The organism is Mesorhizobium sp. M3A.F.Ca.ET.080.04.2.1, from assembly GCF_003952525.1.
Taxonomy (GTDB): Bacteria; Pseudomonadota; Alphaproteobacteria; order Rhizobiales; family Rhizobiaceae; genus Mesorhizobium.
Genome location: NZ_CP034451.1, coordinates 4,451,311 through 4,477,180, shown reverse-complemented (window position 1 = coordinate 4,477,180; position 25,870 = coordinate 4,451,311). Strand labels below are relative to the sequence as shown.

The 25,870-nt window shown below is 63.9% G+C and carries 27 protein-coding genes, 1 tRNA gene and 1 pseudogene; 14 read left to right on the top strand and 15 right to left on the bottom strand.

The features are described 5' to 3' along the window. The first annotated feature begins 60 nt into the window (after positions 1-60). Positions 61-933 carry a methyltransferase domain-containing protein gene (locus EJ074_RS21415; protein ID WP_129553733.1) on the top strand — a complete coding sequence of 291 codons (873 nt, stop codon included), beginning with the start codon at positions 61-63 and terminating at the stop codon, positions 931-933. Positions 934-962: 29 nt separating this feature from the next. On the opposite strand, the gene EJ074_RS21410 is transcribed toward EJ074_RS21415, so the two are convergent. The 6 genes from EJ074_RS21410 to EJ074_RS29815 all read right to left on the bottom strand — a co-directional run bounded on the left by EJ074_RS21410 (position 963) and on the right by EJ074_RS29815 (position 4,627). Next, entirely contained in the window at positions 963-1,151 is a 189-nt protein-coding gene (locus tag EJ074_RS21410) for a Flp family type IVb pilin (RefSeq protein ID WP_095804449.1), read from the bottom strand. A 105-nt stretch (positions 1,152-1,256) separates the two neighbouring features. Continuing rightward, positions 1,257-1,565: a hypothetical protein gene (locus tag EJ074_RS21405; protein ID WP_095804450.1), complete on the bottom strand. Its 309-nt coding sequence runs from the start codon at positions 1,563-1,565 to the stop codon at positions 1,257-1,259. A gap of 225 nt (positions 1,566-1,790) precedes the next feature. Next, the gene (locus EJ074_RS21400; RefSeq protein ID WP_095804451.1) at positions 1,791-2,213 is read right to left on the bottom strand and encodes a (deoxy)nucleoside triphosphate pyrophosphohydrolase; all 423 of its coding nucleotides are present in this window, start codon (positions 2,211-2,213) and stop codon (positions 1,791-1,793) included. Beyond that, a complete protein-coding gene (locus EJ074_RS21395; protein ID WP_245454744.1) occupies positions 2,210-2,983 on the bottom strand; it encodes a GNAT family N-acetyltransferase in 774 nt (257 codons plus the stop codon). The genes EJ074_RS21400 and EJ074_RS21395 overlap by 4 nt, the downstream gene beginning before the upstream one ends. A 5-nt stretch (positions 2,984-2,988) precedes the next feature. Beyond that, a complete protein-coding gene (argJ, locus tag EJ074_RS21390) occupies positions 2,989-4,230 on the bottom strand; it encodes a bifunctional glutamate N-acetyltransferase/amino-acid acetyltransferase ArgJ (RefSeq protein WP_095804452.1) in 1,242 nt (413 codons plus the stop codon). A gap of 244 nt (positions 4,231-4,474) precedes the next feature. Beyond that, positions 4,475-4,627: a hypothetical protein gene (locus tag EJ074_RS29815; RefSeq protein WP_165349992.1), complete on the bottom strand. Its 153-nt coding sequence runs from the start codon at positions 4,625-4,627 to the stop codon at positions 4,475-4,477. Positions 4,628-4,655: 28 nt separating this feature from the next. Here EJ074_RS29815 and EJ074_RS21385 point away from each other — a divergent pair, with 28 nt between their 5' ends. Continuing rightward, a complete protein-coding gene (locus tag EJ074_RS21385; RefSeq protein WP_165349991.1) occupies positions 4,656-5,219 on the top strand; it encodes an RHS repeat-associated core domain-containing protein in 564 nt (187 codons plus the stop codon). A gap of 179 nt (positions 5,220-5,398) precedes the next feature. Here EJ074_RS21385 and EJ074_RS21380 read toward each other — a convergent pair whose 3' ends face one another. Then, positions 5,399-6,481 carry a transposase gene (locus EJ074_RS21380; RefSeq protein WP_129553731.1) on the bottom strand — a complete coding sequence of 361 codons (1,083 nt, stop codon included), beginning with the start codon at positions 6,479-6,481 and terminating at the stop codon, positions 5,399-5,401. 472 nt (positions 6,482-6,953) lie between these two features. Between EJ074_RS21380 and EJ074_RS21375 the strand changes: the two genes are divergently transcribed. Together EJ074_RS21375 and EJ074_RS21370 are read left to right on the top strand one after the other, a co-directional pair. Next, positions 6,954-7,352 (top strand): hypothetical protein, encoded by a 399-nt coding sequence (locus tag EJ074_RS21375; protein ID WP_129553730.1) that lies wholly within the window; start codon positions 6,954-6,956, stop codon positions 7,350-7,352. Positions 7,353-7,459: 107 nt separating this feature from the next. Beyond that, positions 7,460-8,395, top strand: coding sequence for a hypothetical protein (locus tag EJ074_RS21370; RefSeq protein ID WP_095804456.1), 936 nt, complete (start codon positions 7,460-7,462; stop codon positions 8,393-8,395). Between the two features lie 68 nt (positions 8,396-8,463). On the opposite strand, the gene EJ074_RS21365 is transcribed toward EJ074_RS21370, so the two are convergent. Next, a complete protein-coding gene (locus EJ074_RS21365) occupies positions 8,464-9,381 on the bottom strand; it encodes a peptidylprolyl isomerase (RefSeq protein WP_129553729.1) in 918 nt (305 codons plus the stop codon). 264 nt (positions 9,382-9,645) lie between these two features. Between EJ074_RS21365 and secA the strand changes: the two genes are divergently transcribed. The 3 genes from secA to EJ074_RS21350 all read left to right on the top strand — a co-directional run bounded on the left by secA (position 9,646) and on the right by EJ074_RS21350 (position 15,187). Further along, positions 9,646-12,378 (top strand): preprotein translocase subunit SecA, encoded by a 2,733-nt coding sequence (gene secA, locus EJ074_RS21360; protein WP_129553728.1) that lies wholly within the window; start codon positions 9,646-9,648, stop codon positions 12,376-12,378. A gap of 125 nt (positions 12,379-12,503) precedes the next feature. Next, the gene (locus EJ074_RS21355) at positions 12,504-13,907 is read left to right on the top strand and encodes a lipopolysaccharide biosynthesis protein (protein ID WP_095804459.1); all 1,404 of its coding nucleotides are present in this window, start codon (positions 12,504-12,506) and stop codon (positions 13,905-13,907) included. Further along, positions 13,907-15,187 (top strand): GNAT family N-acetyltransferase, encoded by a 1,281-nt coding sequence (locus EJ074_RS21350; RefSeq protein ID WP_129553727.1) that lies wholly within the window; start codon positions 13,907-13,909, stop codon positions 15,185-15,187. The genes EJ074_RS21355 and EJ074_RS21350 overlap by 1 nt, the downstream gene beginning before the upstream one ends. A 72-nt stretch (positions 15,188-15,259) precedes the next feature. Here the strand turns inward: EJ074_RS21350 and EJ074_RS21345 are convergent, their stop codons facing one another. Then, complete coding sequence (locus tag EJ074_RS21345; RefSeq protein WP_129553726.1) at positions 15,260-15,514, bottom strand: DUF1127 domain-containing protein; 255 nt, start codon at positions 15,512-15,514, stop codon at positions 15,260-15,262. 120 nt (positions 15,515-15,634) lie between these two features. On the opposite strand from EJ074_RS21345, the gene EJ074_RS21340 reads away from it, so the two are divergent. Beyond that, positions 15,635-17,155, top strand: a complete 1,521-nt coding sequence (locus tag EJ074_RS21340) for a winged helix-turn-helix domain-containing tetratricopeptide repeat protein (RefSeq protein ID WP_245454743.1) — start codon at positions 15,635-15,637, stop codon at positions 17,153-17,155. Between the two features lie 133 nt (positions 17,156-17,288). On the opposite strand, the gene EJ074_RS21335 is transcribed toward EJ074_RS21340, so the two are convergent. Beyond that, on the bottom strand, positions 17,289-17,681 hold the full coding sequence (locus EJ074_RS21335) for a GFA family protein (RefSeq protein ID WP_129553724.1): 393 nt from the start codon (positions 17,679-17,681) through the stop codon (positions 17,289-17,291). Positions 17,682-17,890: 209 nt separating this feature from the next. On the opposite strand from EJ074_RS21335, the gene EJ074_RS21330 reads away from it, so the two are divergent. Continuing rightward, a complete protein-coding gene (locus tag EJ074_RS21330; protein ID WP_129553723.1) occupies positions 17,891-18,361 on the top strand; it encodes a nucleoside deaminase in 471 nt (156 codons plus the stop codon). 138 nt (positions 18,362-18,499) lie between these two features. Here the strand turns inward: EJ074_RS21330 and EJ074_RS21325 are convergent. Beyond that, positions 18,500-18,584: transfer RNA gene (locus EJ074_RS21325), tRNA-Leu, on the bottom strand. Positions 18,585-18,915: 331 nt separating this feature from the next. Between EJ074_RS21325 and EJ074_RS21320 the strand changes: the two genes are divergently transcribed. After that, positions 18,916-19,506 carry a YqaA family protein gene (locus EJ074_RS21320; RefSeq protein WP_129553722.1) on the top strand — a complete coding sequence of 197 codons (591 nt, stop codon included), beginning with the start codon at positions 18,916-18,918 and terminating at the stop codon, positions 19,504-19,506. A 23-nt stretch (positions 19,507-19,529) separates the two neighbouring features. Continuing rightward, on the top strand, positions 19,530-20,048 hold the full coding sequence (locus EJ074_RS21315; RefSeq protein ID WP_129553721.1) for a disulfide bond formation protein B: 519 nt from the start codon (positions 19,530-19,532) through the stop codon (positions 20,046-20,048). Positions 20,049-20,212: 164 nt separating this feature from the next. Here EJ074_RS21315 and EJ074_RS21310 read toward each other — a convergent pair whose 3' ends face one another. Further along, entirely contained in the window at positions 20,213-20,770 is a 558-nt protein-coding gene (locus tag EJ074_RS21310) for an HNH endonuclease (protein WP_095804476.1), read from the bottom strand. Between the two features lie 111 nt (positions 20,771-20,881). Beyond that, positions 20,882-21,541: a DNA-3-methyladenine glycosylase gene (locus EJ074_RS21305; RefSeq protein WP_129553720.1), complete on the bottom strand. Its 660-nt coding sequence runs from the start codon at positions 21,539-21,541 to the stop codon at positions 20,882-20,884. A gap of 106 nt (positions 21,542-21,647) precedes the next feature. Here EJ074_RS21305 and gluQRS point away from each other — a divergent pair, with 106 nt between their 5' ends. Beyond that, a complete protein-coding gene (gluQRS, locus tag EJ074_RS21300; protein WP_129553719.1) occupies positions 21,648-22,523 on the top strand; it encodes a tRNA glutamyl-Q(34) synthetase GluQRS in 876 nt (291 codons plus the stop codon). Positions 22,524-22,624: 101 nt separating this feature from the next. On the opposite strand, the gene EJ074_RS21295 is transcribed toward gluQRS, so the two are convergent. Further along, positions 22,625-22,912, bottom strand: a complete 288-nt coding sequence (locus EJ074_RS21295; protein ID WP_095804478.1) for a hypothetical protein — start codon at positions 22,910-22,912, stop codon at positions 22,625-22,627. A gap of 160 nt (positions 22,913-23,072) precedes the next feature. Between EJ074_RS21295 and EJ074_RS21290 the strand changes: the two genes are divergently transcribed. Further along, complete coding sequence (locus EJ074_RS21290; RefSeq protein ID WP_129553718.1) at positions 23,073-24,008, top strand: DMT family transporter; 936 nt, start codon at positions 23,073-23,075, stop codon at positions 24,006-24,008. A gap of 71 nt (positions 24,009-24,079) precedes the next feature. On the opposite strand, the gene EJ074_RS21285 is transcribed toward EJ074_RS21290, so the two are convergent. Next, entirely contained in the window at positions 24,080-24,931 is an 852-nt protein-coding gene (locus tag EJ074_RS21285; protein ID WP_095804480.1) for a YihY/virulence factor BrkB family protein, read from the bottom strand. Between the two features lie 58 nt (positions 24,932-24,989). On the opposite strand from EJ074_RS21285, the pseudogene EJ074_RS21280 reads away from it, so the two are divergent. After that, positions 24,990-25,855, top strand: a pseudogene (locus EJ074_RS21280) (SDR family oxidoreductase). Positions 25,856-25,870: the final 15 nt, after the last annotated feature.

Genomic DNA, 25,870 nt, shown 5'->3' with positions numbered 1-25,870 from the left:
TGAAACCCCCGCGCCACCATAGCATCACTCCACTATGCGCGGACAACAGGAACCCGCCCGTTGCAGCCCTTGATCGATCCGCAGCTCTGGCTCGCGCACAAGCGCCGGGCGCTCGCTCGCCCTGTCGGGGGTGCTGATTTTCTCATGCTGCGCGCGGCGGAAGACCTCGCCGACCGGCTCGGCGCCGTCGAGCGCCGCTTTGGCAAGGCGGCGGCGCTTTTCTGCCAGACGCCGGCCGCGGCCGAAGTTCTCGCCGGCAGTGGCAAGGTGTCCGACATCGTGCGCGTCGAGATGGACGCAGCCTTCCTGGCTGGCGGCGCCGGCATCGTCGCCCGGCCGGAAACCGTGCCCTTCGAGCCCGAAAGTCTCGATCTTGTCGTCTCGCTGCTGTCGCTGCAGGCGGTGAACGACATTCCCGGCGTGCTTGCCCAGGTCCGCCGCGCGCTGAAGCCCGATGGGCTTTTCCTTGGCGCCTTGGCCGGCGCCGGAACGCTCGCCGAATTGCGCGAAAGCCTGCTTGCCGCCGAGACCGAGCTTTATGGCGGCGCCAGCCCGCGCGTCCTTCCTTTTACCGATGTCCGCGATGCCGGCGCGCTCCTGCAGCGTGCCGGCCTGGCACTGCCGGTCGCCGATGTCGAGACGGTCACGGTACGCTACGATTCACTGTTCGGGCTGGCCGCCGATCTGCGCGCCATGGGCGAGACCAACCCGCTTTTCGACCGCAGCCGACGGCCTGGCGCCCGGCGCCTGTTCGCCCGCGCCGCCGAAATTTACGCCGAACGCTTTTCGGATCCCGACGGCAGGGTCAGGGCGAGCTTTTCGATTGTCTGGATGTCCGGTTGGGCCCCCGATGCCTCGCAGCAGAAACCGCTGAAGCCCGGATCAGCCAAGGTCTCGCTGAAGTCGGTGCTGGAGAAGCCCACGAGGCCCTAATCGCCCCACCTATTGCCTGACCAAGCCGGTCAGTGCTGGGCGAAGGCGTTGACGAGCCTGCTGTTGTTGTCGCTGAACAGCCACTGGATTGCGTTTGCGGCTTGGCCGACACCACCGATGATAGCAAGCGACAGCACCGCAGCGATCAGACCATATTCAATAGCCGTGGCACCGGTCTCGTCTCTGGCAAATTGCTGCAGCAGGTTTTTCATGGTCATCGATCCCTCTTGCCGGGAACCATAGTGCCTACCCGTTAAGAAAGGTTAATTTCAAAAGCTTAACAGGCGGTGAAACGGCCGCTTCTCGCTGAAATTATTAACCAATTAGCAATCGCCGTGACGGCTGCCATCGTTTCGTATGACGCAGATCGAACTTGGCAGCGGCTGCAGCACGCTGCGGCGCAGCGTATAGGTGTCGCGATGGCCGATCGAGCCGGTGCTCGCCATGTCGAGGCCGCCGTCGCGGGCGATTTGCTGCCGCGTCTGGCTGTCGAGGAACGGCGTTGCGACCAGCGCCAGCGCCACGGCCGCCGAGCCAAAGAGCAGCGTGATGCGTAGCATGCCCATGCCGGCATCCGCGACGCGAAAACTGCGCTCCGGGCGGATCGAATCCCAATCTCTGTCGAGGCTCATGGAATGGCTCCAAACAAATCGACGTGCCGCCGCGCGGACGATTCTGCCTCAATTTTCCACGCTGAGATAAATCTTCCATTAACGCTGCCTAAAACAGACGGGGAGCGGCCGGTTGGAGCGTTTCCAAGGAAGTGCGCAGTGGCTTTCCGTCCAGATCGCGCGAAACACAAATGGTCGGAGCGGAAGGCGCTTCCGTGCAAAGCTCAACTGTCTCTAGTTGTGTAGTCACAGAAGATCGATGAGAAACTGGATCAGCGGCGCGTCGGCCGGCGGCATCGGGTAGTCGCGCATCTGCCGCGGCCTGACCCATTTCAGGCCCTGCCCTTCCTTCGGCTGGGCAATGCCTCGAAAGCGGCGGCAGATATAGAGCGGCATCAGCAAATGAAAATCGTCGTAGCTGTGGCTGGCGAAGGTGAGCGGCGCCAGGCACGGTATTTCGGTCTCGATGCCGAGTTCCTCATGCAGTTCGCGGATCAGGCACTCTTCGGGCGTCTCGCCGGGTTCGACCTTGCCGCCGGGGAATTCCCACAGGCCGGCAAGCTGCTTGCCTTCCGGGCGCTGCGCCAAAAGCACCCGTCGGTCGGTGTCGACCAGCGCGCAGGCCGCGACCAGGAGCAGGCGCTTGCCAGGGGGCTTGAGCGCGCTCATGCGCCGGGCGGCCGGCGATAGTGGTAGCGATAGACCTCCTCGAAGCCGAGCGCGCGATAAAGCGACAGCGCAGGCAGATTGCCGGCCTCGACCTGCAGCCAGGCTTCGCGCGCGCCACGCAGCCGCGCCCATTTGAGTGCCGAGGAGATGAGATTGCGGCCATGCCCCTTGTTGCGTGCCGCCTTGTCGGTGGCGATCTCGAACAGGCCTGCCAAATCGCCGTCATGAACGCAGATCAGCGTCGCCAGCGGCTCGTTTCCGTCTTCAAGGGCGAACAATCCCGCTTCCGGCTGGATGGCGCCGATGATCTCCGATAGGCCGGGCCGCAGCGAGGCGTCCGAGCCGCTGACCTTGAGCGAGGCGCCGATGAAACGGCTGATGTCCTTGAGCGGGATCTGGTCCATGGCGGCATCGAGCCGCGCGTCGGCCAGCGGCAGCCGCATCACCAGCGACTCGTCGAAGCTGCTCCAGCCGGCGTCGTCGAGATGCCTGGACAGGACCTGCCCCGACAGCGGCGACACGCGGAAAGTGAGCGGCCGGCCATAGGCCTCGAAGCGGCGGCTGGCGCGGCCGATGCGCTCGGCAATGTTGAGCGTGTCGCCCGGATCGAGCGGATTGACCGAATTCAGCCGCTTTGCCGGGTGGCCGGCGGTAAGCCGCACCACCCAGGTTCCGTCATAATGCACGGCTGCCGCCGGCCAGGCGCGAAAGCCCGCCGCCTCGTATCGGCGAACGGTCGCGAGCACGCTTGCCGGATGTCCGGACACCAACGTTCTCAGCTCCGATAGTCGCCGTTGATGGCGACATATTCCTTGGTGAGGTCGCAGGTCCACACCGTCGCCTTGCCGCGGCCGATGCCGATATCGGCGCGGATGCGGATGTCGTCGCGCTTCATGTAGGCCGAGGTTGCTTCCTCGGAATAGCCCGGGTCGCGCTCACCCTCGAACGCCAGCCTGTTGTCGCCGAACCAGATCGACAGCCGGTCGCGGTCGGCCGGCTCGCCGGCCTTGCCGACGGCCATGACGACGCGGCCCCAATTGGCGTCCTCGCCGGCGACCGCCGTCTTGACCAGAGGCGAGTTGGCGATGGCGAGCGCGATGCGCTTGGCCGAGCGTGCCGACTTGGCGCCGGTGACGGTGACCTCCACCTGCTTGCGTGCGCCTTCGCCGTCGCGCACCACCTGCAGCGCCAGCGACTTCAATATCTTGGCCAGCGCACGGCGGAACGCGCCGAGCCTTGGGTCCTTGGCATCGCTGATTTCCGGCGCGCCGCGGGCGGCGGCCTTGCCGGTGGCGAACAGGAGCAGCGTGTCGCTGGTCGAAGTGTCGCTGTCGACGGTGACGGCGTTGAAGGTCTTGGCCGTGCCGCGCGACAGCAGTTCCTGCAGCACAGGCGCGGCGATCGGCGCGTCGGTGGCGATGAAGGACAGCATCGTCGCCATGTCGGGTGCGATCATGCCTGCGCCCTTGGCGATGCCATTGATGGTGACGTCTGCATCGCCGAGCTTCACCGTCTGCGTCGCCACCTTCGGATATGTGTCCGTGGTCATGATGGCCTTGGCCGCTTCGGTCCATTGATCCGGCTTGCCGTTCTTCACGAGGCCGCCGAGCAGATGGCTGAACTTGTTGGTGTCGAGCGGCTCGCCGATGACGCCGGTCGAGGCCAGGAACACTTCGCTTTCACCGCATCCCGCTGCCTTTGCCGCCGCCTCGCCGGTCAGAGCCGTCGAAGCCTTGCCCTTTTTGCCCGTGAAGGCATTGGCATTGCCGGAATTGACCACCAGCACGCGCGCCTTGCCGGCCGGCAGGTTCTGCCGGCAGTAGTCGACCGGTGCCGAAGGACATTTCGAGCGCGTGAAGACACCGGCGACGGCCGTGCCCGCATCGAAGACCATGGCGAGCAGGTCGGTGCGATTCTTGTATTTGATCCCGGCCTCGGCGGTAGCGATGCGCACGCCCTCGATGACCGGCATCTTCGGGTATTTCTTCGGCGCGAGCGGCGAGATCGTTGCGGACATGGGCACCCCGGAGCGGCAGGAACGCGAAAGGAAGGCCGGTTTGCCCGATAGCGCGCCCTGGCGCAAGGGCGTTCTGAGGATGTGGGCGACCCCTTCGCAATGACGGTTTCGTAGACCACCGATACATTTGGCCGCACCGCAACCTTCGCCTGATCCAAGTTCTGTCTCAAGCTTGCCGAACATCGCCGGGTCGTTACCGTTGCCGGAAGCGGTCCAAGAGATCACCTTCTGGATGGAACCAAGCTCATCTACACCTGCGATCGTCCGGAAAGCGTGGCCGCGCCGTCGTCACCTCGAGCGACGTCCACTCGCTGCAGCCGGGCTCGAACCGGCTGACCGGCATCGTCACCGACGGCACGCCGAGCCGCGGCTTCCAGTCGGACCTTTCCGGCAACATCAGCCAGGACGCCACCGTCACGCCGGCGGTGACCAAGGCCTACAGCTACAATGCCGCCGGCCAGCTTGCCGGCGCCACCAGCAACGGCGCGGCCAGCGGCGCCTATGTCTATGACTACCTGTCGCGGCTGGTCTCGCGCAGCATCAGCGCCACCTCGACGACGCTGCACATGGTGCACGATCTCGACGGCAATGTGATCGCCGAATATGACGCCTCGGGCGCGCTGGTCACCGAATACATCGCGGTCGACGGCCGGCCGCTGGCCATGATCGACGCCGCCGGCACGGCGCCGGTCCTCTACTATGTGCTCACCGACCATCTCGAACGCCCGATCATGATGACCGACGAGAGCCGCGCCATCGTCTGGCAGGCGAGCTATCTGCCCTATGGCGAGGTGCGCACCATCACCGGCAGCGCCACGCTCAACCAGCGCTTCCCCGGCCAGTGGTTCCAGATCGAGACAGGGCTTTCCTATAACTGGCATCGGCATTATGATCCAAGCACAGGCCGCTATCTGCAGCCCGACCCGCTTGGTATGCCCGATGGGCCGAGCAGGTTTGCCTATGTCAGAAACAGCCCCTTGATGGCATAGGCGCTAAGATAGCGTTGGCATGGACTGGAATTTGCGTTTTCGTGGTGGCTCGCGCCAACGATGTCGCAAGGCATGGAGATTTTGGCGCAGGGTTGCCAGGGGCGGTTGCGTAAAGATCGCTGCGATCAGGGAGGCGACGATCTGGCGGGTAGCGCGCCACAGCAGCGGGCGCCCGTCGCTCAAGGGGGAGAGACACCCAACTCCTGCGAGAGGGGTTCGGTCACAAGCGCGATGAGGAAGTGGGCAAGAATCCAAGGCTTTGCGATCCTTGGGTCTTTGGCGGGAGGCGCGCGCAGTCCGATCAGGCTCTTCAGACGCTTGAAGGCGAGCTCGATGCGCCAGCGCATGCGATAGAGCTTGAGAACCGTGCCGGGGGGAAACGCCTCCCGGTCAAGCGAAGTCACAAGGATGACGAAGCCGGCGGCAATCAGCGTCTGCGGTTGAACCTTGTTGCCCTTGGCCTTGGCTTCCTTGTTGATTTTGCGCCGCGCTTCCTGTGCCGCGGCCTCGGATTTGCGCAAGGCGATCAGGCGCATCTTCACAGGCTCGCCCTTCTTGAGACCTAGCCGGACAGGCGTTTCGAAGACCTCCTCCCGGCAGCTCTCCAGGTGGCCGATGAGATCGAACGCCTCGCCGTTGGCGTCGAGCCATCGCGCATTCTTCCACGACGCGCGCACGACAACGTCGCCGCCTTGCGCCATGACCTTTGCGATCCGCTCGGCCTGCAGATAGACGCGGTCGCCGATGCGGATCTCGCCCGCCACCACCGGCACCCGGTCGATCAGCTCGGCCTCGCTCTGGTCGGTGATCTCGAGGAAATCGAACTGCTCGCGCTCAAGCTCGAAGGCGCAGTGCATGCGCCAAAGGCCATTGTTCTTCTTCTCATGCGCACCGGCCTTGGCAACCGCCGTCGCATCGAGGATGCGGATCAGCCGGCCCTTGGCCAAGCCTGCCTCCTCGCGCTTCAAAAGATGTCCGATCAACTGCTGCAGCCATGGCCCTGCATTGCGCAGCCGGCCGAGCAAGGCCACGTCCGAGATGTCGGCTATCCCGCTCGCCGCCGCCCAGGCCACGACGCCCCGCATGCCCACCTTGCCGAGGCAGTAAGCCAGCGTCAGGCGCAGCAGATCGCTCGCCGACCGGATGCCGCGCGGGCGCAGGAACGCCTTCGTCTCGCGCGCGCTCCCGGCGATCAACTCTTCGCCGCCGAGAAGCTCAATCGTCTCGGCCCAGCCGTCATCAACAAGCGATTCGTGTGTCATCCTCAGCGTAGAATCACAACCGATTCCGCGCCGCAATACCTATCGTCGAGGGGTGTCGATCCGGAAGGGTTGGCATGGAAGCAGACTAGGTTGGGCAGAATGTGGTGCTATGGGCCATGGAGCTGCATACCGGCGCCCCCCAGTACCGCAGTCGTGCGATGCTGGCACCTATAACCCCAATGCGTACCCACCGCTGCTTCCTTTGCCGATGTCGCAAGGGCCGCCCGGTTCGACTTACGAAGATGAAGAAGGCAGCCGAAGATATGGACCTGATAGATATCCCGAGGTAGATCGCGATAGACCGCACCCCGGACATCCACCCGGATCATTGGGAACGGGAGATCATTCCCATGATTGGGGCAGGCCGGCAGACGGTACTCCGCCGACACACAAGGATCGTGGCCCTCATAGGTTACCAAAGCCAACGGACCCTCCGCCACCAAAAGCTAATAACGATAGGAGCGACTGACCAATGGAAAAACAGCACGATATTGAGTTTGTCGGCGATCCTAAGACAGTACGCGGCTACATTCACGATGCTGTCATTGTAGAGTTTCATTTGGAGCGCAAAGACCGTTTTACAGTATGGCTTGAATACGAGGGTGAAACCCGACGAATCTCATTTGTGGGTAACGTCAGGGTTGGAATTGTGAATTTCACTAGCCTTACAATCGTTGGCGATATGTACGTGTATTTTCCAAATGATGATATCCCAGACGAGGTTTTGAAAGTATTGTATGGTCTTGTTCACATAGGTAATGAAAGTATTCATATTTGTAAAGATAATATACGAAATAACAATCAGAAGATATGTTACATTAATTCGTCATATGGGGGTGAGATCGCAATTCAATTCTCGGATTTTGGATGATATGGTGCTTGTAGATAATACCGTTGCCAATATAATAGCACGGGTCCCTCGTTACTTCGGGTATCTGGAATTGCGGTGACGCTGCACTTTTATTCTTGGGATTCACTGTGATCGAGGCAAAGCCCGATAACTCAACGGCCTTGTGCGAGCCGCAATACTCCGGCTTCGCCCTCGTCGCCGTCCTCGTCTTCCTCCTCGTCGTCTCCGCCATCACCTCCACCTTCGCCCTGGCCGCCTGGACCCGCCGCACCGTCGCGGCGAACGAACTGCAGGTCCAAAGGTTCAGCTTGCTTGCCGAAGGCCTCACCAATGTGCTTGCCGCCCGCCTGGGCGAGGGCGCCGAAACAAAGCTGCCCTTGAATTTCGAACCTGTTGCCTGCAGGACAAACGATCTGGCGATCGTGACGCGGCTTCAGGGCCATGCCGGGCTGATCGATCTCAACGCTGCGGACCGCAACCTGCTGACGCTGGGATTTGCCTCGCTCGCGCTCAATGCGCAAACGTCCGGCGACCTGTCAATCGCGGTCGAATATTTCCGCAGCGGCGCCAGCATCTTTGCCGCCGCTGCCAAGGCGAACGTCGAGATCGCAGGCGGCTACAAATTCGCCCGCTTCGAATCGGTGGCCGAGTTGCAGGATTTTGCTCCGCTGCGCGCGGTACCCTTGGCCGCCCTCTACCGGACGTTCACCGTCAATTCGCGCAGCGGCGCCTTCGACCCGGCCGAGGCGCCGGCCGTGCTTGCCGCCGTGGCCAGCAACGGAATGCCGGAGAGGGCATCGATGGCGCACAGGGCAGCAGAGGCGGCCTTCACCATCCAGGTTGCGATCATGCGGCGCGGCTCTCCCATCGTCGGCTCCGCCGGCTACATTTTCGAAAACCGCTCCAATGCCGGCTTGCGCCGCAGCGCGATCGATCCGGCGGCCGTTCCGGACGAGTCGGCGTTTGCGGGCGTGTCGGCTTCGTGCGACGCGCTCTTTGCGGGCACGATGCTGCGATGGAGGCGAGGCGACGATCGGTCCGTCATATCACGCGCACAATGCTGATGCGCTGATCGCGAAATCAAAAGGGCACCCGACGGCGCCCTTTGCAACATACCTGGATCGGCAGCGAATCACTTGCCGCTTTCCATCGTCTCGACTGCGGCCTTCAGCTTCGCGTCGGCGATTTCGACCTTGGCCGCCGCGCGCAGCTCCTTGACCATGGCGAAATACTTGTCGCGGATCACTGCCTGCTTGGCCTGGTCCTTGACGTCGTCGAAGGCCGGCGGCTGCTTGGCGCGCTTGTCTTCGACCTTGATGACGTGCCAGCCGAACTGCGACTGCACCGGCTCCTTCGAATATTTGCCGACCTCCAGCGCAAACGCCGCCTTGTCGAACTCCGGCACCATCTGTCCGGGACCGAACCAGCCGAGGTCACCGCCGCTGGTCTTGCCGCTCGGGTCGCTGGTGTGCTCGTTGGCGAGCTTCTGGAAATCGGCGCCGCCGTCGAGCTGCTTGATGATCGCCTCGGCCTCTTCCTTCGTCTTCACGAGGATGTGACGGGCATGGATTTCGTTGACCGGGGGCGTGTTGGCGATTTCCTGGTCGTAGCGCGCGCGGATTTCGGCGTCCGTCACCTTGCCGACAACGTCCTTCTCGACCACTTCGCCGTGCAGCGCCCGCTGCTGCAAAAAGGCCATGCGGCGCTGGAAATCGGCATCCTTGTCGAGGCCGCTGTCGATCGCCTTCTTGGCCATGACGCGGATCTCGATAGCCGCCGAAAGGGCTGCCGCGCGGCGCTGTTCCGGCGGCAGCTGCGCGAATTGCTGCGACAGCTCGCCTTCGGCGAGGGCAAGATCCGCCTCGGTCAGCTTCTCGCCGTTGATGGTTGCGACCACCGCATTCGGATCGACCGGAGCGGCAGCGGGAGCGGCGGTGTCGGGCTGGGCCGGCTTCGTCTCCTGCGCCATCAGGGGCGAGAGTGAAAGAGCCGAAAGGCCGAAGGCCAGGCCGACGCTGGCGAGCGACACGCGGCGGAACGACAGGGACATCTAGATAAACTCCAATGGGGATTGCCAATACGGATCGCTTGCGCGGAAGGGTTCCAGATCAGCCGGATTGTGGCGGAATTTGGCGCTGCCCATAGGGCTAACGCGGCGTTGACATCAGTTGAGCCCCCTCTTATCTGTCCAACGACTTGGCGTCCAGAACCGTTTTCCGGGCGCTTTTTGCGTTTGTCCGCCTTCACGCGGATTTGATGGGCCCGCCAGGCGCCTGTCGCAAACGACCAAAATTGCTATCGAAAGGGCCATTGGATGGTCAGTCTCGGCGGTCTCGCCCGTAAGGTTTTCGGCTCTTCCAACGATCGCCGCGTCAAGGCGACCCGGCCCCGCGTCGAGGCCATCAACGCCATGGAAAACGAGATGCGGGCGCTCTCCGATGCCGAGCTGCAGGCCCGCACTGGAAAATTCCGCCAGGATCTCGCCAACGGCGCCTCGCTCGACGATCTGCTCGTGCCGGCCTTCGCCACCGTGCGCGAGGCGGCCCGCCGCGTGCTTGGCCTGCGTCCTTTTGATGTGCAGTTGATCGGCGGCATGGTGCTGCACAATGGCGGCATCGCCGAAATGCGCACCGGCGAGGGCAAGACGCTGGTCGCGACCCTTCCGGTCTATCTCAACGCCTTGGCCGGCAAGGGCGTTCACGTCGTCACCGTCAACGACTATCTGGCGACGCGCGACTCCGAATGGATGGGCCGCATCTACAAGTTCCTCGGCCTCACCGTCGGCGTCATCGTCCACGGCCTCTCCGACGAGGAGCGCCGCGCCGCTTACGGCGCCGACGTCACCTATGCCACCAACAACGAGCTCGGCTTCGACTATCTGCGCGACAACATGAAGTATGAGCGCTCGCAGATGGTGCAGCGCGGCCATGCCTACGCCATCGTCGACGAGGTCGATTCCATCCTGGTCGACGAGGCGCGCACGCCGCTGATCATTTCCGGTCCGCTCGAGGACCGTTCGGAAATGTACAACACCATCGACGCCTTCATGCTGAAGCTCGGCCCGGCCGACTACGAGGTCGACGAGAAGCAGAAGACCACCATCTTCACCGAGGACGGCACCGAGAAGCTGGAAAACATGCTGCGCGCGGCAGGCCTGCTGAAGGGCGAGTCGCTCTACGACGTCGAGAACGTCGCCATCGTCCACCACGTCAACAACGCGCTCAAGGCGCACCTGCTGTTCCAGAAGGACAGGGACTACATCGTGCGCAATGGCGAGATCGTCATCATCGACGAATTCACCGGCCGCATGATGCCCGGCCGCCGCTATTCCGAAGGGCTGCACCAGGCGCTCGAAGCCAAGGAGCATGTCACGATCCAGCCGGAGAACCAGACGCTGGCCTCCGTCACCTTCCAGAACTATTTCCGCCTCTACAAGAAGCTCGCCGGAATGACCGGCACGGCGCTCACCGAAGCGGAGGAATTCGCCAACATCTACAACCTCGAAGTCACCGAGGTTCCGACCAACCTGCCGGTCGCCCGCAAGGACGAGGACGACGAGGTCTACCGGACGGTGGACGAGAAATACAAGGCGATCATCAAGGAGATCCGCGACGCCCGCGAGCGCGGCCAGCCGATCCTGGTCGGCACCACCTCGATCGAGAAGTCCGAGCAGCTCGCCGAGCGCCTGCGCAAGGAAGGCTTGAAGAATTTCGAGGTACTGAATGCCCGCCACCACGAGCGCGAGGCGGCCATCGTCGCCCAGGCCGGCAAGCCGGGCGCCATCACCATCGCCACCAACATGGCCGGCCGGGGCACCGACATCCAGCTCGGCGGCAATGCTGACATGCGCATCGCCGAGGAGCTTGCGGACGTTCCGGCCGGACCGGAGCGCGACGCGCGGGAAAAGCAGATCCGCGACGACATCGCGCAATTGAAGGAAAAGGCGCTGGCCGCCGGCGGCCTCTACGTGCTCGCCACCGAGCGCCACGAGTCGCGCCGCATCGACAACCAGCTTCGCGGCCGTTCAGGACGCCAGGGCGACCCTGGCCGCTCGAAATTCTTCCTGTCGCTGCAGGACGATTTGATGCGCATCTTCGGCTCCGAGCGCATGGACGGCATGCTGCAGAAGCTCGGCCTCAAGGAAGACGAGGCGATCATCCACCCCTGGATCAACAAGGCGCTGGAAAAGGCGCAGAAGAAGGTCGAGGCGCGCAATTTCGACATCCGCAAGAACCTCCTGAAATATGACGACGTCTCGAACGACCAGCGCAAGGTCGTGTTCGAGCAGCGCATCGAGCTGATGGACGGCGAAGGCCTGTCGGAGACGATCGCCGAGATGCGCGAAGGCGTCATCGAGGAGATCGTCGCCAAGAACATCCCCGAAAACGCCTATGCCGAGCAGTGGAACGTCGCCGGCCTCAAGGAGGAAGTGGCGCAGTACCTCAATCTCGACCTGCCGGTCGAGGAGTGGGTCAAGGAAGAAGGCATCGCAGAGGACGACATCCGCGAGCGCATCTCCGCTGCCGCCGAGACCGCCGCCAAGGAGCGTGCCGAGCGCTTCGGCCCGGATGTGATGAACTATGTCGAGCGCTCCGTGGTGCTGCAGACGCTCGACCATCTGTGGCGCGAGCACATCGTCAACCTCGATCATCTGCGCTCGGTGGTGGGTTTCCGCGGCTATGCCCAGCGCGACCCGCTGCAGGAATACAAGGGCGAGGCCTTCGAGCTGTTCCAGGCCATGCTCGGCAATCTGCGCCAGGCCGTCACCGCGCAGCTGATGCGCGTCGAGCTGGTGCGCCAGGCCGCCGAAGCACCGCCGCCGGAGGCGCCCGACATGTTCGGCAGCCACATCGACGGCACCACGGGCGAGGACGATTTCCAGGGCGGCGAGACCGCGCTGCTGATCCGCCAGGACCAGAACGCCATCGTCGCGCCGGAAAACCGCGATCCGAAGAACCCGGCGACCTGGGGCAAGATCGGCCGCAACGAAGCCTGTCCCTGCGGCTCCGGCAAGAAATACAAGCACTGCCACGGCGCCTTCGCCTGACGCCTTCTTCCTTCTCCCCGTCTCTATGGCGTCGTCGCGGGAGAACGAAGCCTCACCCAACCGTTTCTTAAGGGGTTTTCGCTAGACCGGAACGCTGGAAAGAGGCGGAAAACGGAGAGTTTTGGGTGCGCTTTTCCGCGGCGACGACTGCCGGGCGGTTGCTGCCGCAGCGCTGGGCGCTGCGGATGCGACCACTGCTTGGCCGCATCGACGCCGTCCTCTTCACCGCCGACGAGCGCGGGCAAGCCGGCCGCATGTCGCTGATCGCGTTTTCGATCCGCATCGTCAGCGCCGTCATCGCCTTCGTCAGCCAGGTGCTGATGGCGCGCTGGATGGGCTCGTTCGAATACGGCATCTTCGTGCTGGTCTGGGTGACGATGGTGATCGTTGGCAACCTGGCCTGCCTCGGCTTCCACACTTCCGTCATCCGCTTCATCCCGGAATATCGCGAGCGCGGCATGCTGGCCGAGCTGCGCGGCATCGTGCTGGCGAGCCGCCTTTTCGTGATCGCCGCCTCGACGCTGATTGCCGGCCTCGGCGCGCTCGGCGTGTGGCTGTGCTCGGGCTGGATCGAGGCCTACTACGTCATCCCCTTCATCCTCGGCATGATCTGCCTGCCGATGATTGCGATGGGCGACCTGCTGCAGGGACTGGCGCGCGCCAATTCCTGGGCGCTGTTCGCGCTGTCGCCGACCTATCTGGTGCGGCCGGTGCTGATCCTGGTTTTCATGGCGGCAATGCTCGCCTTGAACTACGCGCCCGATGCCAAAACCGCCATTTTCGCCTCGATCGCCGCCACCTACGTGACAACGCTCGGCCAGCTGATTGGCGTCACCTCGCGCATGCAGCGCAAGGTTCCGGCCGGGCCGATGACCGTGCATTTCGGCCGGTGGTTCCTGGTGTCGCTACCGATCTTTCTGGTCGAGAGCTTCTTCTTCCTGCTCACCAATGCCGACGTGCTGATGGTCGGCGCCTATCTCGATCCCAATGACGTGGCCGTCTATTTCGCCACGGTGAAGACGCTTGCCCTGGTGCATTTCGTCTATTTCGCCGTCAAGGCCGGCGTTGCCCAGCGCTATGCGCAATTCACCCATGGCGAGCCCGAACGCCTCGCCGCTTTCGCCCGCGAGACGGTGTCCTGGACCTTCTGGCCCTCGCTGGCGATGGCGCTGCTGGTCCTGGTGCTCGGCGAGCCGATGCTGGTGCTGTTCGGCCCCGAATTCACGGCCGGCTATCGGCTGCTCTTCCTGCTCGTGCTCGGCGTGGTGGCGCGCGCCGCCGTCGGCCCGTGCGAGAGCCTGCTCACCATGAGCGGCAACCAGAACATCTGCGCCGCCGTCTATGCCATGACGCTCGCCCTCAACATCGGCCTCAACGTGATGCTGATCCCGTTCTTCGGCCTGTGGGGCGCCGCGATCGCCACCAGCCTGGCCATGGTCTTCGAGGCGAGCGCACTGTCCTTCACCGTCTGGCGCAAGCTCGGCATCGTCATGGCGGTCTTCGTGCCTGCAAAGAAGGAAACTGCCTGATGGCCGCCGTCCCGTTGCTCGAGGAGACCAGCGGCGGCCCCGCCGGCGCCATGGTGTCCGGCCTTGCCGGCCTGGCGCGCGAGGTCGATCCCGCCCATATCGAGCTCTTCGCCAACAACCGGCCCGAGCGTAAGCTCGCCATCTATCCGGCATCGGCCGGCTTCGATCTGGTCGACGAGCTCGATTATCTCTGTACCCGCACGATCGAGCCCAACGTCTTCTTCAACCCGCGCTTCCTGGCGCCCGCCATGCCGCGGCTGGAAGATCGCGAGGTGCGGCTGGCGGTGATCCGCGACGGCGACGAGTTCCGCAGCCGGCTGCGGCTTCTGGTGCCGTTCTCGGTCGAGCGCCCGGGCATCCCCCTCGGCGTCCCCGTCATGCGCACCTGGTCGAGCCCGTTCGGCCCGCTCGGCACGCCGCTCGTCGACCGCGACGACCCGGTGGAAGTCATCGAGGATTTCTTCGCGATGCTTTCGCGGCCGCATCTCAAGCTGCCGAAGGTCTTCGTGCTGCCGGACATCAGGCTGGACGGCCCGGTGGCGAGCCTGTTGACCTCCTTTGCCGACAGCCGCGGACTGACCCTGGTCACCACCGGCAGGATCGAGCGGCCGGTGCTCGAAAGCGACGCCGACGGCGAGGACTACCTCAAAGCCTCGCTGCGCTCGCACCATTACCGTGAGTTCCGCCGGCTGAAGCGCCGCCTTGCCGATCTCGGCAAGCTCGAGCACGAGGTGGCGCGCGGGCCGGAGGAGATCCGCCACGCCATCGAGAGCTTCCTGACCCTTGAGGCCGCCGGCTGGAAAGGGCGGGAACGCACGGCCATGGCGATCGACCGCTATCGCGCCGCCTTCGCCCGCGAAGCCGTGCACGGGCTGGCCGAGCAGGACATGTGCCGCATCCATTCGCTGACGCTCGACGGCCGCACCGTCGCCTGCCTCATCGTCTTCGTCGAGGCGGGTGTCGCATACACCTGGAAGACGGCCTATGACGAGACGTTGTCCGCCTATTCGCCCGGCACGCTGCTGATGATCGAGGTGACAAAGCAGCACCTCGACGATCCCAACATCGTGATGAGCGATTCCTGCGCGGTGCCCGACCACCCGGTGATGAGCCGCCTGTGGAGCGAGCGCAAGCCGTTCGGCACGCTGGTCGTCGGACTGACGCCCGACGCCGACCGCCAGACCCGCCAGGCCGCATCGCAACTGCATCTCTACCGCGAGACCCGCAACATGGCGCGTCTCCTGCGCAACCGCATGCGGAGCCTGCTGAAAAGGCGCTAGATGAGAAGCCTTGCGCAGGCGATGGCATCCGGCGCTGGCCTGCTTGCCATTTCCATGAAGCGGTGAACCGCTCTACCGCTGCCAGAAGGGCAGCTTGGCGATCTCCTCCTCGGCCTGCTCTCTCGTCAGGCCGATATCGTCGATCAGATGCGGATTGGTCTCCGACATCCGCTTGAGATCCCGGCGGAAATAGGCCCGCGCGCGCCAGGACGCGATGATGCTTCGCAGGGCGGCCAGGGTGTTGCGCCGGCGCGAGGGCCGTGCCGCGGGCGTTCCGGTCCGCGCTGCCTGATGCGGGGCTGACGCCAGGGTGCAGGTATCATTCATGGCAACCTCCATACGGGCCCGGAGGCCTCCGATCTGAAAGAGGTTGAATTCTGAAGCATGCAGACGGCGCCGTAATTAAGCGCTCCCAAATAGTTCTCAAAACTTCCAAATTGGCTATAGATGCCCCGTATGCAGGGATCGCGCTTTGCCTTTGGTCCGTTTGTGCTTGATCCGGATGCGGGAACGCTGCTTCGGAATGATGTTCCCGTTGCCGCCGGCTACCGGGGGCTGAAGTTGCTTTCGGCGCTGGTAGCGCGGCCCGGCGAAATCCTCGGCAAGGCCGAATTGATGGATGCCGCGTGGCCGGACACGGCCGTCGAGGAAGGCAACCTCACCGTTCAGATCGCGCAGCTCAGGAAGCTGCTTGGCCCGGCCGCCGATGGCGGTGAGTGGATCGCCACGGTTCCGCGCGTCGGTTACCGCTTCACGGGGGCGATCGAACAGCGCGACGGGGGCACGAAGCGAAAACCCTTGGCGCTGCCCGACAAGCCGTCGATAGCCGTGCTGCCCTTCGTTGCGTTCAGCAACGATCCCGAGCAGGAATCCTTCGCCGATGGCTTGACCGAGGACCTGATCACCGACCTGTCCAGAATCGGCGGCCTGTTCGTCATCGCCCGCAACTCGGCCTTTGCCTACAAAGGCAGGGCCATGGACGTGCGCAGGATAGCCGAGGACCTTGGCGTTCGCTACTTGCTGGAGGGGAGTGCCAGACGCGCCGCGGGGCGCGTGCGCATCAATGCCCAGCTGGTCGATGCGGTGAGCGGCGAACATCTGTGGGCCGAGCGCTTCGACCGCAGCCTCGAGGATATCTTCGCCGTCCAGGACGAGGTGACGGCCAAGATCGTGGAGGCGCTGCTTGGCCGGCTGCGCGCGCCGCCGCCGCGCAATCGGCCCAGGAATCTCGAAGCCTACGATCTCTGCGTGCGGGCCCGCAAGCTGATCGACGACTCGCCGCAGTCGGCCCGCGAAGCGCATCTGCTGCTGACGCGCGCGGTGTCGCTCGACCCGGACTACGCCGAGGCCTATCGCTGGCTTGCCATGAACCACTGGATGTCATGGGTGCACTGGGGGGAACCCGTTGAGCCGAACCGCAGTATCGCGCTGGAGCTGGCGCACAAGGCCGTGGCGATCGATCCCAACGATGCCGGCTGCCGCTGGGTGCTCGCCAACCTGCTTGCATATGAACGCCGCTTCGAGGAGTCGGATGCCGAGTTCGCCAGGGCGATCGAGCTCGACCCGAACGAGGCTGACATCTGGGCGACACTGTCCGACATCGTGGTCCTGGCCGGACATGTTGATGAAGGCCTCGAGCATATTCGCAAGGCGTTCCGGCTGAACCCCTATCCGGCCAGCTGGTATTATCTGACGCTCGGCGCGGCGCAATATGCGGCCCACGACTACGAAGCCGCCATCGAGACGCTGCGCACGGACGAGACTTATCGCACAAGCTCGCGCCGTTTCCTGGCGGCAAGCCTTGCCCAGCTCGGCCGGCTCGACGAGGCCCGCGCGGAGGTCGAGATGTTCCTCGTCGCCAACCCGCATTTCACCACCAGCCACTGGGTCTGGACCGAGCCGTTCCGCGATGCCGCCACGCAGCAGCATTTCGTCGACGGCTTCCGCAAGGCCGGCCTTCCGGAGTGACGCGCCGGCTCCGACGCGGAAAATGATGCGACCTAGGGCAATTCCAGGAAAAGTGCGTAGCGGTTTTCCGTCCGGAATTGCGCAAAATCAAGAACTTAGAGCGGTCAGCGATTCTGTGAAAAGCTGAACCGCACTAGGGCTCGAACGGACTCGCGGCGTCGCGGTCGCGCTCGTATTGCGTCGCGACCGGAAATGGCGGCAGCCACGACTCGCGACGGATGGTCCAGCTTTCATAGGTCGGCTTCAACTGGTCAGGGGCGTCCAGGGATCCCAGGTGCACTTCGATCTCGTTCGCCGTGCGTGCGAAAACAGACGAGCCGCAGCGCGGACAGAAGAACCGCCCGGCATAGTCGCGGGTCTCGCCTTCGACCGTCACCGCATCCTGCGGGAATACCGCGGCGGCATAAAAAAGCGCCCCATGATGCTTGCGGCAATCGAGACAGTGACAGATGCAGACCCGGTATGGGCGTCCCGACGCCACAATCCGCACATTGCCGCACAGGCAACCGCCAGTGAGCCGGTCCATGCAGCGCCTCCTCTGAAATCAAGCGACGAGGAATGTTTAGAACGAGCCGCAGGCAGGGTCCATGACGACTCTCAAATCGAACGTCGATCCTGCGACTGCGGCCTTGGCCGCGCAAGGCGTGGCGCCCGGCTATGGCCCCGAACAGATTCGTATCGAGATAACTTGCCCGCCCCTTCCCATGCGGCCTCACGCGCCTTAGGCTGGGCGATATGACGCGCGACCAGATGATCGCTCACCTTTTCGCGGCCGATGCCGTTGCCCGCGGCGTGGTCGCGCATGGCCATCACCCATTCGGTGCGGTGCTGGTCGGGCCCGACGGCGCGATCCTCATGCGCCAGGGTAATATCGACACGGTGCATCACGCCGAGACCGAACTCGCGCGGCGCGCGGCGGATGCCTATTCGCCGGAGTTTCTCTGGACCTGCACCCTGGTCTCGACCGGTGAACCCTGCGCGATGTGCACCGGAACGCTTTACTGGGCGAACATCGGCCGGCTGGTCTACGGCTACGAGGAGAGCAAGCTTCTCGCGCTGACCGGCGACCATCCCGAAAACCCGACGATGAGCCTGCCCTCGCGCGTCGTGCTTGGCTCTGGCCAGAAGAAGATCGAGGTTCACGGCCCCTTCCCCGAAATTGAGGACGAGCTTCTCGCTGCGCATCGCGACTTCTGGCGACGGTAAAGTGGCGACCAGGGCGCCGGCTTAGGATTGCTGATCCACGAACGTCGCTGGATCAAATCCGTCGACGGTCCTGCACCAAGGCATCGCAGTCTAACCATCTTTGAGTGGCCTGCCACCCGAAGCTCGGAGAGCGAAGGGTGGTGCCCCTAGCCGGGATCGAACCAGCACTCCTTGCGGAACTCGATTTTGAGTCGAGCGCGTCTACCAATTCCGCCATAGGGGCTCAGGCCGGGCGGCCTGGATGGGCGCGGACTATACGGTCGGACGGGTCTTCGTCAACTGGCCCGTTGCCGATTTGCCAGCGCCAATCGCACCGGATGCCCCGTCATTCGGTTTGAAAACGGCATCGCCATTGTCCGGCGCGGAGAATCTTTCTAGACAGGCGAGCTATTGGGCTGCCCCGGCGAAAGCCTGGCTGCGGCGCTTTGGGTGCTTGTTTCGTGCCTGCCGGTGGCCGAAAACCACGGCAGTGTTGTCGGGCGACCAGAGCAATTGCAGGAAAAGTGCGCGGCGGTTTTCCGTCCGGAATTGCGTCAACCGCATTAGGAGAGCCGATGCTTCGCGGACTTTACGACTGGACCCTGTCGCTGGCGGCGCGCAAATCGGCCGAATGGTGGCTGGCCGTCATCGCTTTCGTCGAAAGCTCCGTCTTCCTGGTGCCGGCCGACGTGCTCTATCTGCCGATGGCCCTGTCCAAGCCCGAGCGCGCCTATCGCTATGCGCTTGTCGCAACGGTCGCCTCGGTGCTCGGCGGCGTCGCCGGCTGGTTCATCGGCCACTATGCCTACGAGGCGGTCGCCAAGCCGATCCTGGAATTCTACGGCAAATATGATGAGTTCGAGCAGTTGCGGACCTCGTCGGGCGTCGGCTTCATCATCCTGATGCTGATCACTTCGGGCGCCGCCCACCTGCCGCCGATCAAGGTGGTGACGATCCTGTCGGGCGTCATCGGCGTCAATCTCCTGCTTTTCATCGGGCTGGCCATCGTGGCGCGCGGCGCCCGTTTCCTGCTGCTCGCGTGGCTGCTGCGCCGCTATGGCGAGTCGATCAAGGAGTTCATCGAAAAGCGTTTGGGATTGATTGTCGGCGCCGGCGCCGCTGCCCTTATTTTGCTCTATATGCTCGTCAGATACGCCCACGCGTAAGCGTAACGAACGGACCGAAACCGATGACAGCGACGATGACTGCCGACACCGCGAACCAGCAGACGCGCGCCGCACTGTTTCTTGCCGTCGCCATGGCGGCGACCGTCGGTTCGGCGCTCGCGTTCCAATATATCGGCGGCTACATCCCCTGCCATCTCTGCCTGGAGCAGCGCACGCCCTACTATATCGGCGCGCCGCTGATGGTGGTGGCGGTGATCGCGTCCGTGCTGCGCGCGCCGGCCTGGGTGACGCGCGGGCTGCTGGCCATCGGCGGCTTCTTGATGCTCTATGGCCTCTATCTCGGCGTCTATCACTCCGGCGTCGAATGGGCCTGGTGGCCGGGTCCAGCCGATTGCACCGCGGGCGCGGGCCCGGTCGACACTGGCGGCAAGGGCGTGCTCGATGCCCTCGACAAGTTCGTGCCGCCCTCCTGCGACAAGGCGGCCTTGCGCATCCTTGGCCTGTCGCTCGCCGGCTGGAATGCCATCGCCAGCTTCATCCTGGCCGCCGTCGCCTTCCGCAGCGCGCTGTCGCCCGATTGAGCCAATTCGATTGAGTGGCACGACGCAGAGTTCGGACAAAATTCGGCAGGCTGAGTCGGATGGCGCGGCTTTCGAGAACCGGAGCGGAGCGTACTTGAGTACGTGAGCACCGGAAGCGCAGAAAGCTGCGTCAGGCGGCCAGCATGGCGGATTTGTGCCGAACTCTACGGCTCCAGCTCGACATCCCAGTAGAGATAATCCATCCAGCTTTCATGCAGATGGTTGGGCGGGAACAGGCGACCGTTGTTGTGCAGGTCGTGCACCGTCGGCTGATACGGCTTCTGCAGCGGCCACATCTTGGCCTGCGCCGGCATCATGCCGCCTTTTCTAAGGTTGCAGGGCGAGCAGGCGGCGACGACGTTGTCCCAAGTCGTCGCCCCGCCGCGATGGCGCGGGACGACATGGTCGAAGGTCAGGTCCTCGGTCGTGCCGCAATACTGGCATTGGAAGCGGTCGCGCAGGAAGACATTGAAGCGGGTGAAGGCGGGATGCCGCGACGGCTTCACATAGGCCTTCAGGCTGACCACGCTCGGCAGCTTCATCGAGAAGGTCGGCGAGGAGACCGCATGCTCGTATTCGGCGACGATGTTGACCCTGTCGAGGAAGACCGCCTTGATGGCGTCCTGCCACGACCAGAGCGACAAGGGGTAATAGCTGAGCGGACGGTAGTCCGCATTCAGCACCAGTGCGGGAAGCCCATCCGGAGATACGGCAACCGTCACGTCGTTGGCCTCCTTCGCTCTAGAACCGAACGCCGCGGATACTGTAAGCCCGACATGACAGGGATGTGAAGCGGATTGTCACGCGCCCGAGATGTCCAAAAGGCGCGATTTTCAGGCTTTTTTGACGGTTTGTTCGACGGGTGCGGCGTCTTTGCCCTTCAATTCGCGGTAGTAGGCCCAGAAAAGCCGCGATGCGACCCCTCGCCAGGGGCTCCATGATTCGGCCAGCCGGATGAGCATTTTCTCCGGTGGACGCGGCTCGATGCCGAGCGCATGACCGACCGCTCTCTGCAGCGCGACGTCGCGCGCGGGGAAGACATCCGGATGGCCGGCGGCGAACAGGAGGTAGCATTCCGCCGTCCACGGGCCGATGCCGGGCACCGCTGTCATTGCCGAGATCGCCTCGCCGGCATCGACCGAGCAGAGGTGATCGAGATCGAGCCCGCCGGCCACCGCTTGCGCGACCGCGATCAGCCCGCGCTGTTTCGGCCGCGACAGGCCCGCCTCGCGAAATATGTCTTCGCCGGCGCACAGAATCCCTTCCGGCGTCAACGGATCGACCAGCTTGGTCAGCCGGCCGAAGATGGCGTCGGCGCTGGCGCGCGACACCTGTTGCGAGACGATGATCGAGGCGAGGCTGCCGAACCCCGGCTCCGACAGCCTGAGCGGCACTTCGCCCGCCCTGTCGCGCACCTGCTCCAGTCTCGGATCGATGCGGCAGAGCGCGTCCAGCCCTGCCGCAATGTCGTCGAGCGAGGCGATGCGTTGCACGTTGCTTGTTCCCAGGGCGCCCGCGAAGTGGCAATTGATGGCTGGAGACCGTTTCCAAAACTATCAACCGGCTGAAGCGCCTGACAACCCGAATGCCGCCTTGGACATGACACTGCTGACATTCCGCTTCGCGCCGAGCCCCAATGGCGAATTGCATCTCGGCCATGCCTATTCGGCGCTGCTCAACCAGCAGATGGCGGCGCGAGCGGGCGGGCGCCTGCTGCTGCGCGTCGAGGACATCGACGTCACCCGCTGCACGCCGGAATTCGAGGCCGGCATTTTTCGCGACCTGGAATGGCTGGGGCTGGCCTGGGAGAAGCCGGTTCGGCGCCAGTCGGAGCATTTCGCCGAATATGGCACCGTGCTCGACCGGCTGATCGCCGAAGAACTGGTCTATCCTGCCTTCATGAGCAGAGGCGAGATCCGCGCCTTCATTGCCGAGACCGAAAAGCAGGGCCGTGATTGGCCGCGCGACCCCGATGGCGTGCCGCTCTATCCTTCTTTGGACAAGGCTTTGCCGGTCAAGGAGCGCAAGCGCCGCATTGCCGAGAACATGCCATTCGCCTGGCGGCTGGACATCGAAGCGGCCGTGGCCCGCGCCTCACCTCACCTGTCGTGGACCGAATTCAACGACGAAACCATGAGCACGACGCAAATCGTCGAAGCGAGACCGCAAGTCTGGGGTGACGTCATCGTGGCCCGCCGCGACATCCCGACCAGCTATCACCTCGCCGTCGTTCTCGACGACGCGCTGCAGGGTGTCAGCCATGTCGTGCGCGGGCAGGACCTCTATTCCGCGACCGGCGTCCAGCGGCTGCTGCAGGAACTGCTCGGCCTGTGGCCGCCACGCTATTTCCATCACCGCCTGATCCTCGGGCCGGACGGCAGGAAGCTGGGCAAGAGTCTGAAGGATACCGGCCTTGCCGCGCTCCGGCAGGCGGGCGTGTCTGCGCAGGACGTCAAGCGGCTGGTCGGGCTTTGATTGGCGCAGTTCGCCGTTTCAGGAAACGGGAAACCGCTCTATCTCACTGTTTTGAGGCAATTCCGCACGGAAAACCGCTTCGCCCGTTTTCTGGAGTTGCCTTAGAGGCGCGCCAGCCCGGCCTTGATCAGCGCCGTCACGCTGATGAAGGCGAAGGCGCCGCTCAATCCCCAGGCAACCGCAAGTCTGAGGTCCCTCAGGCTGATGCCATGTTCATTGGCGACGATGACAGCAACGAAGAAGCCCAGCGTGAAGAGCAGCGTGTTGCCGGTCGAGCCGAAACCGTCTTCTTTCATGATGGCATCGAGCGCGGTGCCGAAGAAGAAGCCGAAGACGGCCACCGACGCAACCGCGAACAGCAACCAAGTCGAGTCGAGATGCAAAAGCATGCTTGCTCCATGGCGTTTCTCAACGCCATGCCCCCGTTGGCACCATCTGTTGAATTCTAATGAGCTTATGGATCAACCATTTCATTTTGCTTGCCGAAATGATCGGCATTAGAGCAATTGCCATCATCATCTCTTCACTGCGGCCAGGCCTATCCCGAAAATGCAAAGCATCAAGCGGTTCATCCCCGCCTCCTTCGTCGTCCTGTGGGCAACCGGCTTCATCGGCGCTCGCTATGCTATGCCATGGGCCGAGCCCTTCACTTTCCTCTCCATTCGTTTCGTGCTGGCGGCGATCCTGCTCGCCGCCCTGACGGTCGCGCTCGGTTCGCGCAGGGCGACCCGCGCCGAGGCCCTGCACGCCACCACCGCCGGCGTCCTCATGCATGGCGTCTATCTCGGCGCGGTGTTCTGGGCGATTCACCGCGGCATGCCGGCCGGGTTCTCGGCGCTGATCGTCGGCCTTCAGCCGCTGATCACGGCGGTGCTCGCCGGAAAATTCCTGGGTGAGGCGATCCTGCCCCGCCATTGGGCCGGCCTCGCGGTCGGGCTGGTCGGCGTGGTCATTGTGCTTTGGCCGAAGCTCGGCGCCATCGGCGGCGGCGTCACCGCCGCGACGCTGACGGCTTCGCTCGTCTCGGTGCTCGGCATGAGCGCCGGCACCATCTGGCAGAAGCGTTTTGCCTCAGGCGGCGACCTGGTGGCGGCCACGATGTGGCAATATGTCGGCGGCTCCGCCCTGATGATCCTGGGCTCGCTCGCCTTCGAAACGCGCACCATCACGCTCAACGGCGAGTTGATCTTTGCCATGGCATGGCTGGTGCTGGTGCTGTCGATCGGCGCCATCTTCCTGCTGATGGTGATGATCCGCGACGGCGAGATGTCCAAGGTGGCGTCCCTTTTCTACCTGGTTCCGGCGGTCACCGCCGTCATCGCCTGGGTCCTGTTCGGCGAACAGCTCAATCTGCTGCAGATCGTCGGCATGGCGATCGCCACGCTGGGCGTCGGCCTGGCGACGGCGGGGCAGGCGAGAGCAAAAGAGGAATTGAAGAACCGAGGAACTGAGGAACTGAGGAATTGGAGAAAAAGGCGACAATGACTGGCGCTTTGTTCTTCTTCAGTGCTTCAGTTCTTCAGTTCCTCAGTTCCTCAGTTCCTCAGCTCCTCAACTCAACCGACCCGCGCACGGGCCTCGAGATAGCGGCTGATGGCGGCATTGAGCTCGCCGCCGAGGATGAAGATGGCCGAGATGATATAGAGGAAAACCACCGCGATCATGATCGAGGCGAGCCCGGCATAAGTCGTCACATAGGATGAGAAATGGTCGAGATAGGTGGCGAAGATGGTCGAGCCGGCCAGCCAGGCGACCAGCGTGAACACGATGCCGGGAACGATCGAGACGAAGCGGCGCTTGCCGGCCGGCAGCCAGATATGCACCGAAAACAGGCCGATGATGATGACCGTCGAGGCGATCACGTAGCGCCATATGGTGATCGTGCCCATATAGGGCCTGATCCATTCGAAATGCGCTTCCGCCAGCCGCGCCAGCAGCGGCGCGAACACCAGGAGCACGCTGACGGCCAGGAAGCAGGCCGTCGCGATCAGCACGAAGATGATGCTCTGCACCCGCCGATGGATGATGCCGCGCGTCTCGGTCATTCGGTATGCGCGGTTGAGGGACGTCCGCAGCGCCTCGATGCCGTTCGAGGCGAAGTAGGCAGCAAGCAGCACGCCGAAAGTCAGAAGATCGGTGCGACGCACGGTGAGCACGTTCTGCACTTCGCGCGCGATGGGCTTGGCGATCTGCTCCGGCCAGGTGTCGAAGACCAGGTGCACGGCCGTGTCGGCGAAGGCGCGCGCGCCGAGAAAGCTTGCCAGGGTGGTCGCAAAGATCAGGAACGGAAACAGCGCCATCAGCGAGGTGATCGCCAGATGGCTGGCCATCGCCCAGCCGTCGTCAGTGTTGAAATGGCCGATCGCATCGTAGAGCACGCGCTTGACTGCTACGATATTCCTGAGCAAGGACCCGCGCTCCGCTCAATTGTGTCGACGCCGCGAATATGGGAAGTGATTGCGGCAAATGGCAACCCCAGGTGAAACCACGATTCCCTCCGCGAAAGAGTTGCGCACCATTATCGTCACCGGCGCCTCTTCCGGAATAGGCGCCTATTGCGCGCGCGCCTTGAAGGCGGAAGGCTGGCGCGTGTTCGCCACGGCGCGCAAGCCGGCCGACATTGCCGCCCTCGAGGGGACGGGATCGAGGGCTTCTATCTCGACTATCGCGAGGCTGATTCCATCGCCGCCTTCGTCGATGGCGTGCTGGAGCGCACCGGCGGCACGCTCGGCGCGCTTTTCAACAACGGCGCCTACGCGCAGCCGGGCGCGGTCGAGGACCTGCCGGTCGAGGCGCTGCGCGAGCAGTTCGAAGCGAACTTCTTCGGCTGGCACGACCTCACCCGCCGCATCGTGCCGATCATGCGCCGCCAGGGTCACGGGCGGCTCGTCCATTGCTCCTCGATCCTCGGCCTGGCCCCTGTGCGCTTTCGCGGTGCGTATTCGGCATCGAAACATGCCGTCGAAGGCCTGATGCTGTGCATGCGCCAGGAGCTTGAAGGCAGCGGTATCCACCTCTCGCTGATCGAGCCGGGTCCGGTGACATCGAAGATCGCCAGCAACGGCCTGGCCTGGTTCCTGAAGAACATCGATGTCGAGAACTCGGTCCACCACGCCGACTATCAGGCGCAGTTGGCCCGGCTGCGCGCCGGCGGCAGCGTCTCGCGGCTGAAGGCCGGACCGGAGGTGGTCCATGCCGCCTTGCGCCACGCGCTTCTGTCGCAGCGCCCTCGCCCACACTATGTGGTAACCGTGCCGGCCAGAATCGGCGTGCTGCTCAAGCGCATCCTGCCGGCTTCAGCGCTCTACCGCGTGCTCGCCAGGCGAGCCTGACCGAAACCGAACTGG